Raw genomic sequence first — 15,831 nt, forward strand, 5'->3', positions numbered from 1 at the left:
GTCAGCCCGGCTCCGCCTCGGAGCCGGCCGCCGTGCTCAGCAGGCCGCGGAAAGCGCTGGTGGCGGGGGCACCTTCGTGGACCACAGCATAGACCTCGCGCACGATCGGCAGCTCAATCCCGCGCGCACAGGCCATTTCCCAGACGGGACCCACGCTCTTCACGCCCTCGGCCACCTGGCTCATACTGGCGAGAACCTGCTCGATCGTTTTGCCCGAGCCGAGTTCAAGCCCCACGGTCCGATTGCGGCTCTGCGGGCTGGTGCAGGTGGCAAGGAGGTCACCCATACCGGCGAGGCCCATCAGTGTCTCGGCCCGTGCGCCTAGCGCGACACCGAGCCGCATCATCTCGGCCTGGCTACGGGTCAGCAGCGCAGAGCGGGTATTTACACCTGCGCCCAGCGCGTCGCCCATGCCTGTCGCGATAGCGAAGATGTTCTTGAGCGCGCCGCCCAGCTCAGCGCCGACCGGGTCGTCGTTGGTGTAAACGCGGAACAGGCCGGTGCGGAACAGGTCCTGCAATTCGCGCACGATCACGTCGTCGTCCATGGCCAGAACGGCGGCGGCGGCCAGGCCTGACATGATTTCCTTGGCCAGGTTCGGACCGGTCAGCACTCCAAGCGGGTGGCCGGGCAGTTCCTCACCGATCACTTCAGTCATGCGTTTGCCGGTCGATAGCTCGAAGCCTTTAGCCAGGCTGATGATCGGCACCCAGGGGCGGATGAAAGGGCGGATCGCCGCTGCCGTGGCGCGGGTAACCTGCGAGGGTACGCCAAACACGATGACGTCCGCTCCGCCAACCGCCTCGGCCAGTTCGGTCGTGGCGCGCAGGCTTGCGGTCAGCCGGGCATCGGGCAGGTAGCGGCGGTTGGTGTGATCGCAGTTGATTTCCGCCACCGTATCCTCGCTCCGGGCCCAGAGCGTGGTTGGGGCATTGCGCGCGACCAGCGAAGCAACGGTCGTACCCCACGAGCCGCCCCCCAGCAGCCCGACTTTAAGTTCCCGCGCCAGGACCCTTTTTGCCACTTAGCCCCTCTCATCGTTCTTTTTTGCCAGCTTGATGCAGGATTGGCCTTTGCGCAAGCGGCTTGCCTCGGTTGACGCTTGCTGCCAAGCGCGAAGCATGACCCAGGCTCGCATCCTCCCGCTCGAAGGCATCAACAACTTTCGCGATTATGGAGGTTATGAAGGCCTAGACGGACGCAAGGTGCGCACCGGGCTGCTATGGCGTTCTGCCCAGCATGGCGATGCAAGCGATGTCGACCTGGCAGCTGTCAGTAGTCTGGGGATCGCCCATGTGATTGACCTGCGCGGACCAAGCGAGCGCGAGATGAAGCCATGCCGTCGGCATGATGACTTTGCCGGCCAGGTCTGGACCTATCCAGAGGAGACGGCCGGCCTTGCGCTTCACACCGAAGCTGCCGATGGCGTGCTGACGGCCGCCGAAGCCCGCGCCGCCATGGTCAGACTCTATGAGGGGATCGCCTTTCGCGAAAACCTGACGCCGATGCTGCGGCTCTATTTCGAACTGCTGCTGCGCGCCGAAGGGCCGAGTCTGGTCCACTGCGTCGCCGGCAAGGATCGCACCGGTTGGGCGGTTGCGATGGCCCAGCACGCGCTCGGCGTTCCGCGTGAGGCGATCATCGCCGATTACATGCTGACCAATGACGCCAGCCGGTTGGAAGAGCGGATTGCCGCTGAAGCGTTCAAGGATCTACCGCGTTACGCGTCGATGGATGCCGAAACGGTCCGCGCGCTGTGGGGTGTGGAGGAAGACTATATCGCGACTGCGCTCAAGGTAACCGAGCATCGCCACGGCGATCTCGACACCTATCTCGAGCAGGTCCTGGGCATAGATGCCGCCAAGCGCGAGGCGCTGCGGGCGCATTACCTCGAAGGCTAAAGGAAAGCCCGGACTTCAGCCATGAACCGGTCGAACTGGTCATGGTGCAGCCAGTGGCCGGCGTTTTCGAACTCGATCACCTTGGGATCGTTGTTGAACGCCTCTAGCCGCCCGTCCTTCTCAGGGTTCGAAGCCCATGAATTGGCGCCGTAGAGCAGCAGCATCGGGCAGGTGATCGCCCCCCAAAGCTCTTCGGTACGGAATTCCGGCACATCCTCGAACGGCCAGACATTGAGATAGGGGTCGAATTTCCAGCTCCAGGTGCCGTCCTCGTTGCGACTAGCGCCGTGGATCGTCAGGTGGCGGGCCTGCTCGTCGGTCAGGAAGGAGTTTTCCTCCTTCATGCGGGCATAGGCCGCTTCGATGCTGGGATAGCGGCGCGGAATCCGCCCAGCTGCGGCGCGGCGCTTCTCGATCCATTCCCGGAAGCGGTTGGCGTAACCGGCCGCTTCGCGCTCGGCGCGGGTCTTGGGGGACAGGCCCAGCCCTTCGATATTGACGAAGCGGCGGACTTTCTCCGGATAAAGCCCGGTGAAGTGCGAGGCGATATTGCCGCCCAGCGAATGGGCCACGATCGTCACTTCATCATGGCCCAGGGTATGGACCAGCTGGGCAAAGTCATAGACGAAGGCGTTCATCTCGTAATTGCCGTCAGGCGCCCAGGCACTGTCGCCATGGCCGCGCAGGTCCGGGGCAATCACATGCCAGTCTTTGGCCAGCTCCTCCGCCACCCAGTCCCACGAACGGCAGTGGTCGCGCCCGCCGTGCTGCAGGATCAGTGGCGGAGCCTCCGGATTGCCCCAATCGACATAGTGGAGCCGCAGGCGCTGCGAGATGAAGCTGTTGGAAGTGGGGCCGTGGATCGTCATGGACCAAGCCTTTGCTCGCTTCATCGCGGGCCGTCAATCTGTGGGGAAAGCCCCGCCAGCGGGTTTGCGCAGCGGGCATGCGCTCCCTAGATGGGGCCAAAGATCAACAGGGAACTGTCATGGCCACCCATACCACCAAGATGCTGATAATCGGTTCCGGCCCCGCCGGGCTTTCGGCGGCGATCTATGGCGCGCGCGCCGGGATGCAGCCGATTGTGGTCCAGGGGCTGCAACCGGGCGGCCAGCTGACCATTACCACCGACGTCGAGAATTACCCTGGATTCCGCGATGTGATCCAGGGCCCTTGGCTGATGCAGGAAATGCAGGCCCAGGCCGAACACGTCGGCACGCGCATGCTGTGGGACACAATCGTTTCGGTCGACATGTCGGGCTCGCCGTTCCGGGCGATCGGCGACGGCGGGGACATCTACGAAGGCGATACGCTGGTGATTGCGACGGGGGCCCAGGCCAAGTGGCTTGGCGCATCGGGCGAGCAGGAATTCTCGGGCAAGGGCGTTTCGGCCTGCGCCACCTGCGACGGGTTCTTCTATCGCGGCAAGAAGGTCGTGGTGATCGGCGGCGGCAACACCGCTGTCGAGGAAGCACTCTACCTCACCAACCACTCGCAGGACGTAACCCTGATCCACCGCCGGGATTCGCTGCGAGCCGAAAAGATCCTGCAGGATCGGCTGTTCGCCCATCCCAACATCAAGGTGCTGTGGAACAAGGCGGTTGAGCGCTTCGTGGGTGAGGGCGGTCTGACCGGGGTCGAGCTCAAGGACACCGTAACCGGCGAAACCATGGTCGAACCGGCCGACGGTGCTTTCGTCGCGATCGGCCATGCGCCGGCGACTGAGCTCTTCAGGGGCAAGTTGGAGCTCGACAGCAGCGGCTACATCATCGTCGAACCGGGAACCCCCAAGACCGCCATTCCCGGCGTGTTCGCCTGCGGCGATGTGATGGACCATACCTATCGCCAAGCCGTGACTGCGGCTGGGACGGGCTGCATGGCCGCGCTTGATGCCGAACGGTACCTCGCGACGAAGGAATTCGCCGCGCGCGGCTAATTGAAGCTGCGCAGCATGGCGAGGATCTGGCCAAGGAGCCAGAGCCGGGCCTGCGGTTCAATGAAGCTGTGGCTTGCGCCCGGACACATGTGCAGGTGCGGATCAGCCTTGTCCCAGTTCGCCAGGAAGGCCTGAGCGGTGCGGTCATTCTCAGCCAGCAGGATGGTGACCGGCCCAGTGAAGCGGGCAAGACCATCGGCCAACTGCTTGGCCAAGGGGGTGGGCGCGCCATCGCTTTTGGCCGCTTCGGTTAGGGATGACGCCATCTTGCTCAGTTCAACCTGGCCCGTTAGCAGCCGCCAGATGGCGCGGGGATCGGTTAGTCGCCTGAGGTAGTGACGGCGCAGAACTGATGGCGGCATAGTCTGCTGCGCAGGCGCTTTCGCGACTTCCGGCGCGGCTCCCGGCTCCGGCTCGAAAGTCCATGGATTGGCAAGAGCCAGGGCATCAAGCCCCGCACCGCCCGCCAGCATTAGCGCGCTGGCAGCGTCACAATTTCCGAAAGCAACGATCCGCTCAAGCGTCGGCACCTGGGCGCGGAAAGCTGCAACTGCGGCCGCAATATCGGCAGCGGAGCGCGCAAATCCAGCATTGTCGCCTGCACTGTCACCGACGCCGCGGCGATCAAAGCGGAAAGTCGGGAATCCGGCGGTGGCCACCTTCTCGGCAATTTGGGCCTGGCTGCCCCAAGGACCGGCGCGCAACTCGTTGCCGCCGGTCACAATCAGCAGGCCGGTGCGGCCCGCAGCAAGGTCTAGCGTGCCGACCATCTCGCTGCCATCGCAAGCAAATGCCACGGGGCGCCGCGTCATCCGCGCATCGCCATCGTCAGGTATGCCGCCAGGCCATCGGCCTGACCCATATCGGCATCAGGTTCGGCACGCAGCCACAGGGGGCTGCCGCCAAGCAGGTCTTGCTCAATCTCGGCGAGGTCCGGATTTGGCTGCGCTGCCTGCAATTGCTGGACCATTGCGGCCGCCAGGCGATAGCCTGCCAGTTCGATTCCATGCTCTTGCGCCTCGATCAGCAGACCTTCGCCGTTCTCTTCGCGGCCTGCCTCTCGGCTCGACAGGACCCGCGCGCGGATCAGGGTGCGCAGCTGGCTGGCACCCTTTACCGGGGCATAGCACCAACCGGGCAGGGCTTGCGGCGCCAACAGTCCACCGCCGCGGATGGCGAGTACATGGGTTGCGTCAAAGTTGCTGGCGGCGGCTCTGATGGCGGCCGTCCAGTCGGTCAGCGCCAAGGTCTGCAGGTCGACCAGGCTCTCATTGGTTCCAGGAAGGTCCGGCAGAACGCTATCGATTCCGGTGCCGGTAAGCCGCCGCATCACATCAACGCACAGTCGCCGCAGCCGATGGCCCTCATCGAACAAAGCGGGGATGATGAGCAGCCGCTGCGCCGCGCCGCTATCAAAAGCTAGCGCATACTCGGCGGCGCGCGATCCATCGGGTAGGGGGCAGGGATAGCTGGTGAGGTTCACGCCGCTTCGCGCTTGGCCTCGGCAAAGGCAAGCAGGTTCCCAAAGGTCTCGAGCAGTTCGCCGTCGACCTCGTCATCCTCGATGACGATATCGAGACGGTCTTCCATTTCGGTAAGCAGTCCGGCAACCGCCATAGAATCGAGTTCGGGCAGATGGCCAAACAGTCCCGTGTCGGCATCGAAGGCGTCGGCCTGACCTGCCTTCAGCCCGAGCACGTCGGTCAAGATACGCCGCAGAAGCTGATCGGTATTGCTGCGCATCGTTCCCCCGTGCCGCGTGGTTTCCTCTACGGCCGCGCCTCTAGCCATCGGACTGGCCTGCTGCAACCCTGCGCAGTAGCTTGCGGGCGATTGCCGGCCATGTTCCGGGCCATTTGGCGCGAAAGGCCTCGATCCGGTAGCGCGGGCGGACCAGCTCCATCCAGTCGCGCTTATAGGCATCGTTGCCGGTGCCAAAATCGACAAGATCAACTTTGTCGATATCGATTACCCGTTCCAGCAGGGCCGCAGTCAGCGTGGTCCCGGGCGATAACGTCTTGGCGTCTTCCACATGGGCCAGCTTGTGAATGTAGGCGGTTCCGGCCTCGACCGTCCAGAATTGTGCGGCGACCGGACGCCCGTCAGCCCGGGCGATGGCAAGACGAAGACGGCCTGCAGCCCCCTCCTGCTCGGCGAAGCGGCGCAGAAAGCCTGGGCAGCCTTCCTCACCTTTCCAGCTCTGCGCGTAGATCGCTTCGTATGCGTCCCAGCTGTCCGGGTTGAATGCCGTTTCGATGCTTACTTCGACCTTGTCAGCCTTGCGCTTTAGCGTGGTGCGCAAAGGGCCAGCTCGTTCGGCCAGGTACGCGGCATAGCTGCGACCATTGACCGTAAGCACGTGGTTGACGTCGCACCGCTCGACAAAAGTGACCCAGCCGGCCTGACGCAAGGCCTCGACCAACATACTTGTCTCGCCATGCTCGTCTGGAAGCGGGGAAAGCACCAGGTGTGGTGTCTGTCCGGCGAGGTCCTTGGCCAGTTCGGATAGCAGCCATGCCCGATCGGCACCGGGCGTGAATAGCGGCGCTACCCGGAAGGCGTACCAATTGGCCAGGCAATGGACCTGACGCCCGCGGCGGAGCAGGGGCATGACGGCACGGTGTCGACCATCGCGAACGACAACGATAAGAGGCAGCAAATTGCAGCAGTCGGAGAGACCCTGCCACCATTCGAGCCGATCAAATGGCGCGCGGGCGGCGGGCGCATGCAGCAGTGCAGCAAGGGCGGCATCACCTTGCACTTCCTTAAGATCATCGTGATATTCGACCGAAATCACACGCCCAATCCCCCACCACCCGGAGCCCCATCCCCGTGTCTGCCAGCCTGCCGATCGATCCGAAACCGCTCGATCACCTGGCCATGATGGGCGAGGGAGCGGCTCCGGCGCTCGTGCTGCGCGACCGTACCCTTAGTCACAATGACTTAAGGGAAAGTGTCGGACGACTGGCGGCCTGGTTGACCCAGCAGGTACCGGAACCAGGTGCGCGGATCGCCAGCTGGGCGGCCAAGGGCGAACTGACCTGCCTGTTGCCGCTCGCAGCGGCGCGCGCCGGGCTGGTGCATGTGCCGATCAATCCGCTGCTCAAGCGTGCGCAGGTCGCCTATATCCTGTCCGATAGCGGATCGCGGCTGCTGGTCGGCACCCCAGCTCGACTGGCGACACTCGAGGAGGGGGATATTCCCTTACAGTGTATTGTGAAGTCTGAATCAGAAACCATTGTAGAATATGGGAAGTGTTCTGGTTTACCGGAATCAGAAGCTGATCCTCAAGAGCTTGCGGCGATCCTCTATACCTCTGGCTCAACGGGCCGGCCGAAAGGGGTGATGCTGAGCCACGCGAACATGTGGCTGGGTGCTGAAAGCGTGGCGTCTTACCTCGCCCTGACGTCGCAGGACGTCACTCTGGCGGTCCTGCCGCTGTCGTTTGACTATGGGCAAAGCCAGCTGCTTTCGACCTGGTTTGCAGGCGGCTGTGTGGTGCCGCTCGATTACCTGACCCCGCGCGATGTCGTAAAGGCGGTCGAAAAGCATGACGTCACGACGCTGGCGGCAGTGCCGCCGTTGTGGGTGCAACTTGCGGAACTGGACTGGCCGAAGGAGACATCGGCCCGCCTGAAGCGCCTGACCAATAGCGGCGGCGCGCTGACGGTTGACCTCGTTCGCCGCCTGCGAGCGCTGTTCCCGCAAGCCCGACTGTTTCCCATGTACGGTTTGACCGAGGCGTTCCGTTCGACCTTCCTCGATCCTAGTTTGGTTGACAGCCACCCTACATCAATGGGCACGGCTATTCCCCATGCCGAGATACTGGTGATCGGGGATGATGGCGCGGTGACAGATGACGGTGAAGAGGGCGAGCTGGTCCATTGCGGCCCGTTGGTCGCCCAGGGGTACTGGCAGGACCCAGAGCGGACGGCAGAGCGCTACAAGCCGGCTCCGGCGGCGTCACGCTATGGCGGCGTGGCGGTGTGGTCGGGCGACCGGGTTCGCCGTGAAGCGGATGGACTGCTCTACTTCGTCGGGCGGCGTGACGCCATGATCAAGAGCGCGGGCAACCGCATCAGCCCGCAGGAAATCGAGGACGCTGCGATCAGCACAGGTCTGGTGGCCGAAGCAGTGGCGCTGGGCATTCCTGATGATCGGCTGGGCCATGCCGTGCATCTGGTCGTCCGGGCTGCTCCCGGCGCTTCAGATGCTATCGAAGAATTGCCTCGCAAACTCATGCAAGAATTGCCCAATTTTATGCAGCCTAAGCAGATCCATTGGCGCCACGCCCTGCCTATCTCCCCCAACGGCAAGATCGACCGGACCGGGCTCTACGCGGAGCTGACGGCGTGAAGCCGCTTGGCCCAATCCCGGCTGGCTTCGTCGCGATTGACGGCGAGCTTGCAATCGGCGGTCACAAGGTCAGCGACCTTGTTGTCCAGGCCGGGCGAACGCCGCTGTTTATCTATTCGCGCGATCGGATCGCGGGCCGCGTGGCCGAACTTCGCGCTGCGTTACCGGCCCAGGTGGCGCTGAACTATGCGGTCAAGGCCAACCCCTTCGGTCCCCTGCTGCAGGCGATGGCGGGGCTTGTCGACGGCTTTGACATCGCCTCTGGCGGCGAACTGGCAATGGTCACGGCGGCTGGCATCGATCCGGCGCGGGTCAGCTTTGCCGGTCCTGGCAAGCGCGATTCTGAGCTGGAAGCGGCCATTTCGGCTGGCGTCACGCTCAATCTCGAATCCGAAGGTGAAGCTGACCGAGCGCTGACTATTGCCGGACGTTTGGACGTTTCGCCGCGCCTTGCAGTCCGGGTGAACCCAGATTTTGACCTCAAAGGGTCCGGGATGAAGATGGGCGGCGGGGCCAAGCCTTTTGGCATCGATGCCGAGCGGGTGCCCACTCTGGTAAAACGGTTGCTGGCTGCCGGAGCGGACTGGCGCGGTTTCCATATCTTTGCAGGCAGCCAGGCACTTGATGCGGCTGCGATTGCCGAGACCCAGGCCGAGACGATTGCCCTCGCGGCGCGTTTGGCGGATGAGGCCGGAGCTCAGCCGCCCAAAGTCAACCTCGGTGGCGGGTTTGGTATTCCATACTTTCCTGGCGATCTACCTTTGGACCTCTCCGCTGTGGGAGAGGCGCTGGGTGCGCAGTTCCAAAGGCTTCCGACCGAGCTTGCCGGAACCGGGTTCTGTATTGAACTTGGTCGATATTTGGTCGGTGAAGCAGGAGTTTACCTGACGCGGGTTGTCGACCGTAAGTTAAGCCACGGAGAGGTCTACCTCGTCACAGACGGCGGCCTTCATCACCAGCTGGCCGCCTCGGGTAACTTTGGCACGGTGGTCCGTCGCAACTATCCAGTGGCTATTGCCAACCGCTTTGACGCGCCGGTCGATGAGGAAGCGACTGTGGTGGGCTGCCTTTGCACGCCGCTTGATCGTCTGGCGGACAAGGGCGGCTTCCCGCGGGCCGAGGTAGGCGACCTCGTCGCCGTGTTCTGCGCCGGTGCCTATGGGGCAAGTGCCAGCCCGGCGATGTTCCTTGGCCAGGGGCCAGCGGCGGAACTTCTGGTTTAACCTTTTGCCGTCTCTGCATTGGCGAACGGTACGGGGCCTGAAAACAACGGCTTCGCGCGCGTCTCAACGAGTAAGACTAACGCAATATTCACCCTTTTTGCCGATACCGCAGGCTGAACTGCCGGGTCTGCGAGCGGGAAGGGCATAGCCCGATCAACGGCACGGCGCTCCGATTTGAGGATATGCCCGATGCCGATCGACTGTTTCACGCGCCTGCTGGCCGGTAGCGCCATGGCCAGTCTGGCGCTGTCAGGCTGCGCCAGTGGCGGGGGCGGCCAGCAATTGCCGCCGGCAGCCTTCGTCTCGATGCAGGAAGGTCCGGGTGAGGAATACGTGATCGGTGCGCTCGACGAGTTGACGATCTTCGTCTGGCGGAATCCGGAACTTGGCGCGCAGGTCCAGGTCCGCCCGGACGGTCGCATCACCACGCCGCTGATCACCGACATGCCGGCCGTGGGCAAGACGCCGAAAATGCTTGCGGACGACATCACCCTGCAGCTTTCGCAGTACATCCAGGAACCGCTGGTCTCGGTCATCGTCAACAAGTTTGCCGGCACCTTCAGCCAGCAGGTTCGCGTGGTGGGGGCCACCACCAAGCCGGCCTCAATCCCCTATCGTGCCAACATGACGTTGCTGGACGCAATGATCGCAGTTGGGGGGCTCAGCGAATATGCCGCAGGCAACAAGGCCCGCCTGATCCGCTTTGACAAGGGAAGCGGCACGCAGAAGGAGTATGCGATCAAGCTGGGTGACTTGCTGCGCAAAGGCGACAGCAAGGCCAACGTCATGCTGATGCCAGGCGACGTCATCATCATCCCTGAAAGCACGTTCTGAGGAAGGGGCGCGCGAAGGGCGGGCGATGAACAACATTTACGACGAACTGCGCGCAGCGCTCCATTCGATCTGGCATCGCCGGTGGTTGGCGCTCGCCGTTGCCTGGGCGGTCTGCCTGCTCGGCTGGCTGGTAGTGGCCATGGTGCCCAACACCTATGAATCGAACGCGCGGCTCTATGTGCAGCTCGACGATGCTCTGTCGGAAGTGACCGGAGTTGGCGTCGGCAATCGCAAACGCGATATCGACCGGGTCCAGCAGACCCTGACCAGCGCGGTCAATCTCGAAAAGGTCATTCGCTCCACTGCAGTCGGCGAGGAGATCACTTCGCCCAAGCAGATGGAAGCGGCGGTCCTGGGCCTTGCGAAGAAGATCAAGGTCGAGAACGTCAAGGACAACCTGTTCGAGATTAAGGCCCAGTTCGGGGATGGCTCGCGCTCGGATGCCGAAAACGCGAAAATTGCCCAGGACATCACCCAGAAGCTCATCGACATTTTCCGCGAAGAGAACCTGGCCGGCAACCGCGGCGAGATGACTCAGTCGCTTGACTTCATGAACCAGCAGTTGGCCGATCGCCAGAAAGAGCTTGAAGCAGCCGAGCAGAAGCGCCTGGCCTTTGAAGCTTCGCATCCGGAACTGATCCAGGGCGGGGCGAGCGCGCTCCAGCGGCTTGAAGCCAGCCGTTCGGAACTGCGCGGAATAGATGCAGACCTTGCCGCCGCGCAGTCGGCACTAGCGGCAATCAATGGCCAGCTTGCCGGCACGCCGCAGACCCTGCCGGGCATCGGTCCGCAAGGCGGCGCCCGTGGCGCTTTGGCCGAGGCACAAGCCATGCTTTCAGGTCTGCGCTCGCGAGGCCTCACCGAGAACCATCCTGACGTGATTGCCGCGCGCAACCAGGTCAACGCCCTGAAGGCGGCGGCAGGCTCAGAAGGCGGCGCGGACGGCATTCCAAACCCGGCCTACAGCTCGCTGCAGTCGATCAAGGCCGAGCGGCAGGCCAATGTCCAGTCGCTGATGGCGCGCCGTGCCGCGATCCAATCGGACATCAGCCGGGTCACCGGTATGCAGGTCAACAACCCGGAGCTGGCAGGCGAACAGCAGCGGATCAACCGCGATTATGACGTGCTGAAGCAGCAGTATGACAAGCTGCTGCAAGACCGTGAAGAGCTGCGCCTGCGCGGCCAGGTCGAGACCGAGCACAATGCGGTGAAGTTCGAAGTGATCGATCCGCCGACGACACCGCGCGCCCCGGTCGCGCCGAACCGGCCGCTGCTGCTGGTGGCCGTGCTGGTGTTGGGCGTTGGTGCCGGTGTTGCCGCTGCCTTCGCGATCGGCCAGCTGCGTTCGACTTTTGCCACCACGGCAAAGCTCGAGCGGGTCACTGGTCTGCCGGTGCTTGGCGCCATCAGCCAAACGCTGACCGACAGCGCCCGCGCGCTGCGCAAGCGCCGGATGAAGCAATTCTACATGGCCAGCGCTGCGCTGGGCGGGATCTTTGTGCTGCTGCTGGTGGCCGAGATGATCCAGGTCAGCATGGTGGCGTGAGAGGCTTGAAATGACCGAACAGAGCAAGATCCCCGTTCCGCCGCAGGATGAGCCGGCCGAAGTGAAAGGCTCGCTGATCGAGCGTGTGGTGCGCAATTACGATCTGGTGAAGCTGGCCCCCGCGCCGATCCCGGAAGAGCTGATCCCGCCCGCGGCCAAGCGTCGACGCTATCGCCGCGTCGACGAAGTGGCCGAGGTTGAGGAAGTCGCTCCCGTGGCGGCGCCGGCGCCCGAGCCGGCAGCAGCCCCAAGGGCCCGTCCCGAAGTGGTGGAGCCCGAGGTCATCGTGCCCGCCGCGGCCGCACCGCCGACTGAACTGGTCCAGTCTGTTGCGCCGGTGCAGTTCAAAGGTGCGGTCAATCCGGTCAACCGCCAGAACCTGCGCGACCAGGGTCTGATTGTTCCGGAAGGTTCGGTCACCGCGCTGCTTGAAGAGTTCCGGATCGTGAAGCGGCAGCTGCTGCTCAACGCCGGGCATCTGCAGCAGCAGGGTATGGGCTATGCCGCGCAGCGTGTGTTGATCTGCTCGCCCCATCCGGGTGAGGGCAAGACCTTTACTGCGGTCAATCTGGCGCTGGCGATCGCTGCCGAAAAGGAAACCGAAGTGCTGCTGGTCGATGCCGACTTCGCCAAGCCTTCGGTGCTGTCCTCGCTTGGCCTGCCAGGCGGCAAGGGGCTGATGGACGCACTCTCGGATCCGTCAATAGATGTCGCCGATTGCGTGCAGGGTACCGATGTCTCGGGCCTGTGGGTGCTCCCGGCGGGTAACGCCACGACCTCCGACACTGAATACCTTTCCAGTTCGCGTACCCGCCAGGTGCTCGATCGCTTGGTTGAGGGGGCACCCCACCGCTTCGTCATCTTCGATTCGCCGCCGGCGCTGGCTGCCTCACCCGCGGCTGAACTGGCCAAGTATGTCGGGCAGGCTGTTGTTGTCGCCCGCGCTGACCGGACCGGGCAAGGCTCGCTGGAGGACGCAATCCGCCTCCTGTCAGGATGTCCGAACATTCAACTGCTTCTGAACGCCGTACATTTCAGCCCGAGTGGCCGTCGCTTCGGGTCCTACTATGGCTACGGGGGGTAATCGTGACCTCTGACTTCAAACGGCTGGTTGTCGTGCTCTGCGCCGGGACTGCGCTGAGCCTGCCGCTGGCCGCCCATGCCCAGACGATCGCTTATGGCGACGTGTCCGGTTCGGGCGCGCAGGCCTCGTCAGATCTTGGAAGCGATGCTGCCGAAGGCAATGACGATAGCAAGAACGATGTCCGTTCATCGCGCCGCAGTGGTGGCAAGAAGGTCAGGGTCACGCCTTACATCGAGGCGCAGCAGGTGGTTTTCGCCGAGCTGAAGCCGGGTAATGATGTGCTGACCTATTCCGTGCTTGCCGCCGGGGTTGATGCCGCGATTGCCGGGCGCAACAATCAGGCCTCGGTCTCGGTCCGTTATGAGCGCCGCTTTGGCTGGGGTGACGCGACCGACAGCGATGCGATCAGCGGCGTGGCGCGGGCATCACTTTCGGTCGTACCGCAGACGCTGAAGTTCGAAGCCGGCGCTCTCGCCGCCCGCACCAGCGTCGAAAACAATGGCGCTGCCGTGACCAGCGGGCTGGAGTTCGGCGATAGCGTCACCCAGATCTACGCGATCTATGCTGGCCCGCAGCTTGCTACCCATGTTGATGACGTTGCTCTGACTGGTTCTTACCGGTTGGGGTACACCCGCGTCGAATCGCCGGACGCTGTCCAAATTGCGCCGGGCCAGGCACCGATCGATGTGTTCGACGATTCGATTACTCACAACGCAGCGGTCCGCGCCGGCGTGAAGCCGGGCGATGTCCTGCCAGTCGGACTGGGCGTCGGCGCGGGATACAACCGCGAAGACGTTTCCAATCTAGATCAACGCATCGAAGACCGCTGGGTACGTGGCGACGTTACTGTGCCAATTACGCCTGATCTCCAGGTAGTCGGCGGCCTTGGCTACGAGAAGGTGCGCGTTTCCAGTCGCGATGCCGTGCGCGATCCGATCACCGGTGCGCCGGTGCTGGGTTCAGATGGCCGCTTTGTTACCGACAAGAGTGTGCCGCGCGCGATTGCTTACAACGCTGATGGTCTGATCTGGGATGCCGGGGTTATGTGGCGACCCAGCCGCCGGACTGCGCTCGAGGCTCATATCGGTAAGCGCTATGGCTCAACCAGCTATTACGGCAGCTTCGCCTATGCGCCTAATTCGCGCAGCAGCTTCAACGTTTCGGTCTATGATGCGATCAACGGGTTCGGTGGCCAGCTCAACAATGCGCTGTCGAGCCTGCCGACCGAGTTCGAAGCGGTGCGCAACCCCTTCAACGGTTCCCTGTCCGGCTGTGTCGCAACCAGTGGCTCAGTTGCTGCGGGTCAGAGCCCGTGCCTCGCGACCGCGCTTGGCTCAGTCCGCAGCTCGGTGTTCCGGTCGCGCGGCGTGATGGCGAGCTACACCGTCAACGGCAACCGCTTTCAGACGGGAATTGGCGCCGGTTATGACCGCCGTAGGTTCATTGCCGCGCCGGGCACGGTCTTGGCAGCTGCGAATGGGGTGATTGACGAAAATCTCTGGGTTGCGGCCTATCTCAACGGCCGGATTGATCGGAGTTCGAGCTTCTCAACCAGCGTCTACGGAAGCTTGTACGAAAGCGGAGACGCCTTGTCTGGCGACATCACGGCAATCGGCGCGACCGCCGCCTATTACCGTCAGCTGACCAGCAAGCTGACCGCCACTGCCGCCGTTGGCATCGACGGGGTCAAGCGTGAGAACCTGGTCGATATCTGGTCCGGCCAGGCCATGGTCGGCCTACGCTATTCGTTCTGAGCCTGATGGAGTGATGCAGATGTTCAACGATTTCTACGGGCTCAGCGGGCGGCCTTTCCAACTCACCCCGGATCCGACCTTCTATTTCGAGAGCCTGACGCACCGCAAGGCGCTGTCCTATCTCTCCTACGGCCTGGCCCAGGGCGAGGGCTTTGTGGTGATCACTGGCGAGGTCGGGGCCGGTAAGTCGACCTTGGTTGCCCATCTGATGGCAACGATTGATCCGGCGCGGCTGACTGCCGCCCAGATTGTCACCAGTAAGCTCGATGGCGAAGAGCTGGTCCATGTCGTGGCCCAGGCGCTCGGCCTGATTGTCGACGGTCATGACAAGGCTTCGGCGCTCGGCGCGATCGAAGCCTTCCTGCACGACGAGGCCCGCGCCGGCCGCCGCTGCCTGCTGGTGGTGGACGAGAGCCAGAACCTTGAACTTGAAGCGCTGGAAGAGCTGCGCATGCTCTCCAACTTCCAGCTTGGCGCGCATCCGCTGCTCCAGATGCTGTTGCTCGGCCAGCCGGAATTCCGCGACACGATTCAGGATCACCCACAGCTTGAACAGCTGCGCCAGCGCGTAATCGCCGCCCATCACCTTGAAGCAATGGAGCCGGGCGAAGTCCAGACCTACATCGAGCACCGCCTGAAGTGCGTCGGTTGGGTGGGTAATCCGCAGTTCGACCAAGGCGTATATACCGAGCTTTACGAAGCCTCGGGCGGTGTGCCGCGCCGGATCAACCAGATCTGCAACCGGTTGATGCTGCTGGGCGCAGTTGAGCAGCGCGGCCGGATTGACCGGGCGATGCTGGGCCAGGTGCTCGACGAGCTTGAGCTTGATGGCACAATGCAGCTCAAGAAGATCGCTCCGCAGCCGGTCATCGAAGCGGCGCCGCAGCCCGCGCCTGCTGCGCAGCCGGTCGCCATGGATGCTGCAGCCATCGCTCAACTCCAAAGCTTGCTGGCGGAACGCGATGCACAGATTGCCGAGCTGCAGCAGGCCGTGATGGAGCTGGCCAATGAACGCGATGCTGATTTGGTCCACCCTGCCTTGAATGAAGAGCGCTTGGCCGCGCTCGAAGCGAGGTATGCTGGTCTGGAGGTCAAAATGGTGGAGCAAGAGCAGACCATCCGCGACACCCTGACCATGCTGATCGAGTGGATCGAGGCCGACGACACCAGCCGCGCGGCTGCCTGATTGGGGCAATT

At 63.4% G+C, this 15,831-nt stretch carries 15 protein-coding genes; 9 read left to right on the top strand and 6 right to left on the bottom strand.

The features are described from left to right. Position 1 precedes the first annotated feature (1 nt). Entirely contained in the window at positions 2 to 1,024 is a 1,023-nt protein-coding gene (locus FRF71_RS12595) for an NAD(P)H-dependent glycerol-3-phosphate dehydrogenase (protein WP_238339229.1), read from the bottom strand. Positions 1,025 to 1,121: 97 nt separating this feature from the next. Here FRF71_RS12595 and FRF71_RS12600 point away from each other — a divergent pair, with 97 nt between their 5' ends. Next, positions 1,122 to 1,901: a tyrosine-protein phosphatase gene (locus FRF71_RS12600; protein WP_147090977.1), complete on the top strand. Its 780-nt coding sequence runs from the start codon at positions 1,122 to 1,124 to the stop codon at positions 1,899 to 1,901. Here the strand turns inward: FRF71_RS12600 and FRF71_RS12605 are convergent. Further along, positions 1,898 to 2,770, bottom strand: coding sequence for an alpha/beta fold hydrolase (locus FRF71_RS12605; RefSeq protein ID WP_147090978.1), 873 nt, complete (start codon positions 2,768 to 2,770; stop codon positions 1,898 to 1,900). The two genes, FRF71_RS12600 and FRF71_RS12605, sit on opposite strands and share 4 nt — an antisense overlap. A 119-nt stretch (positions 2,771 to 2,889) precedes the next feature. Between FRF71_RS12605 and trxB the strand changes: the two genes are divergently transcribed. Continuing rightward, entirely contained in the window at positions 2,890 to 3,837 is a 948-nt protein-coding gene (gene trxB / locus FRF71_RS12610; protein ID WP_192900012.1) for a thioredoxin-disulfide reductase, read from the top strand. Here the strand turns inward: trxB and FRF71_RS12615 are convergent. Genes FRF71_RS12615 through FRF71_RS12630 form a run of 4 tightly spaced genes read right to left on the bottom strand, consistent with a single transcriptional unit; the run spans position 3,834 to position 6,448 of the window. Next, positions 3,834 to 4,649, bottom strand: coding sequence for a hydrolase 1, exosortase A system-associated (locus FRF71_RS12615; protein ID WP_147090980.1), 816 nt, complete (start codon positions 4,647 to 4,649; stop codon positions 3,834 to 3,836). The genes trxB and FRF71_RS12615 overlap by 4 nt on opposite strands. Further along, the gene (locus FRF71_RS12620; protein ID WP_147090981.1) at positions 4,646 to 5,320 is read right to left on the bottom strand and encodes a hypothetical protein; all 675 of its coding nucleotides are present in this window, start codon (positions 5,318 to 5,320) and stop codon (positions 4,646 to 4,648) included. Before FRF71_RS12620 ends, FRF71_RS12615 begins: the two co-directional genes overlap by 4 nt. Continuing rightward, positions 5,317 to 5,580, bottom strand: a complete 264-nt coding sequence (locus FRF71_RS12625; RefSeq protein WP_147090982.1) for an acyl carrier protein — start codon at positions 5,578 to 5,580, stop codon at positions 5,317 to 5,319. Before FRF71_RS12625 ends, FRF71_RS12620 begins: the two co-directional genes overlap by 4 nt. A gap of 40 nt (positions 5,581 to 5,620) precedes the next feature. Continuing rightward, positions 5,621 to 6,448, bottom strand: coding sequence for a GNAT family N-acetyltransferase (locus tag FRF71_RS12630; protein ID WP_238339231.1), 828 nt, complete (start codon positions 6,446 to 6,448; stop codon positions 5,621 to 5,623). Between the two features lie 269 nt (positions 6,449 to 6,717). Between FRF71_RS12630 and FRF71_RS12635 the strand changes: the two genes are divergently transcribed. The 7 genes from FRF71_RS12635 (at position 6,718) to FRF71_RS12665 (ending at position 15,820) form a co-directional block, all read left to right on the top strand. Next, a complete protein-coding gene (locus FRF71_RS12635) occupies positions 6,718 to 8,193 on the top strand; it encodes an acyl-CoA ligase (AMP-forming), exosortase A system-associated (protein ID WP_147091655.1) in 1,476 nt (491 codons plus the stop codon). Further along, positions 8,190 to 9,416: a pyridoxal-dependent decarboxylase, exosortase A system-associated gene (locus tag FRF71_RS12640; RefSeq protein WP_147090984.1), complete on the top strand. Its 1,227-nt coding sequence runs from the start codon at positions 8,190 to 8,192 to the stop codon at positions 9,414 to 9,416. The genes FRF71_RS12635 and FRF71_RS12640 overlap by 4 nt, the downstream gene beginning before the upstream one ends. A gap of 189 nt (positions 9,417 to 9,605) precedes the next feature. After that, positions 9,606 to 10,250 carry an XrtA/PEP-CTERM system exopolysaccharide export protein gene (locus tag FRF71_RS12645; RefSeq protein ID WP_147090985.1) on the top strand — a complete coding sequence of 215 codons (645 nt, stop codon included), beginning with the start codon at positions 9,606 to 9,608 and terminating at the stop codon, positions 10,248 to 10,250. A gap of 25 nt (positions 10,251 to 10,275) precedes the next feature. Further along, positions 10,276 to 11,796 carry an XrtA system polysaccharide chain length determinant gene (locus FRF71_RS12650; RefSeq protein WP_147090986.1) on the top strand — a complete coding sequence of 507 codons (1,521 nt, stop codon included), beginning with the start codon at positions 10,276 to 10,278 and terminating at the stop codon, positions 11,794 to 11,796. Positions 11,797 to 11,806: 10 nt separating this feature from the next. Then, the gene (locus FRF71_RS12655) at positions 11,807 to 12,880 is read left to right on the top strand and encodes an AAA family ATPase (protein WP_147090987.1); all 1,074 of its coding nucleotides are present in this window, start codon (positions 11,807 to 11,809) and stop codon (positions 12,878 to 12,880) included. A gap of 2 nt (positions 12,881 to 12,882) precedes the next feature. After that, a complete protein-coding gene (locus FRF71_RS12660; protein ID WP_147090988.1) occupies positions 12,883 to 14,634 on the top strand; it encodes a TonB-dependent receptor in 1,752 nt (583 codons plus the stop codon). A 19-nt stretch (positions 14,635 to 14,653) separates the two neighbouring features. Then, entirely contained in the window at positions 14,654 to 15,820 is a 1,167-nt protein-coding gene (locus FRF71_RS12665; RefSeq protein WP_147090989.1) for an XrtA/PEP-CTERM system-associated ATPase, read from the top strand. Positions 15,821 to 15,831: the final 11 nt, after the last annotated feature.

The organism is Novosphingobium ginsenosidimutans (genome assembly GCF_007954425.1).
Classification (GTDB): Bacteria; Pseudomonadota; Alphaproteobacteria; order Sphingomonadales; family Sphingomonadaceae; genus Novosphingobium; species Novosphingobium ginsenosidimutans.

Excerpts from the sequence above, each read along its gene's own strand:
- FRF71_RS12600 (WP_147090977.1), top strand. The coding sequence starts at position 1,122 with ATGACCCAGGCTCGCATCCTCCCGCTCGAAGGCATCAACAACTTTCGC.
- FRF71_RS12605 (WP_147090978.1), bottom strand. The coding sequence starts at position 2,770 with ATGACGATCCACGGCCCCACTTCCAACAGCTTCATCTCGCAGCGCCTG.
- trxB (WP_192900012.1), top strand. The coding sequence starts at position 2,890 with ATGGCCACCCATACCACCAAGATGCTGATAATCGGTTCCGGCCCCGCC.
- FRF71_RS12615 (WP_147090980.1), bottom strand. The coding sequence starts at position 4,649 with ATGACGCGGCGCCCCGTGGCATTTGCTTGCGATGGCAGCGAGATGGTC.
- FRF71_RS12625 (WP_147090982.1), bottom strand. The coding sequence starts at position 5,580 with ATGCGCAGCAATACCGATCAGCTTCTGCGGCGTATCTTGACCGACGTG.
- FRF71_RS12630 (WP_238339231.1), bottom strand. The coding sequence starts at position 6,448 with ATGCCCCTGCTCCGCCGCGGGCGTCAGGTCCATTGCCTGGCCAATTGG.
- FRF71_RS12635 (WP_147091655.1), top strand. The coding sequence starts at position 6,718 with ATGATGGGCGAGGGAGCGGCTCCGGCGCTCGTGCTGCGCGACCGTACC.
- FRF71_RS12645 (WP_147090985.1), top strand. The coding sequence starts at position 9,606 with ATGCCGATCGACTGTTTCACGCGCCTGCTGGCCGGTAGCGCCATGGCC.
- FRF71_RS12650 (WP_147090986.1), top strand. The coding sequence starts at position 10,276 with ATGAACAACATTTACGACGAACTGCGCGCAGCGCTCCATTCGATCTGG.
- FRF71_RS12655 (WP_147090987.1), top strand. The coding sequence starts at position 11,807 with ATGACCGAACAGAGCAAGATCCCCGTTCCGCCGCAGGATGAGCCGGCC.
- FRF71_RS12665 (WP_147090989.1), top strand. The coding sequence starts at position 14,654 with ATGTTCAACGATTTCTACGGGCTCAGCGGGCGGCCTTTCCAACTCACC.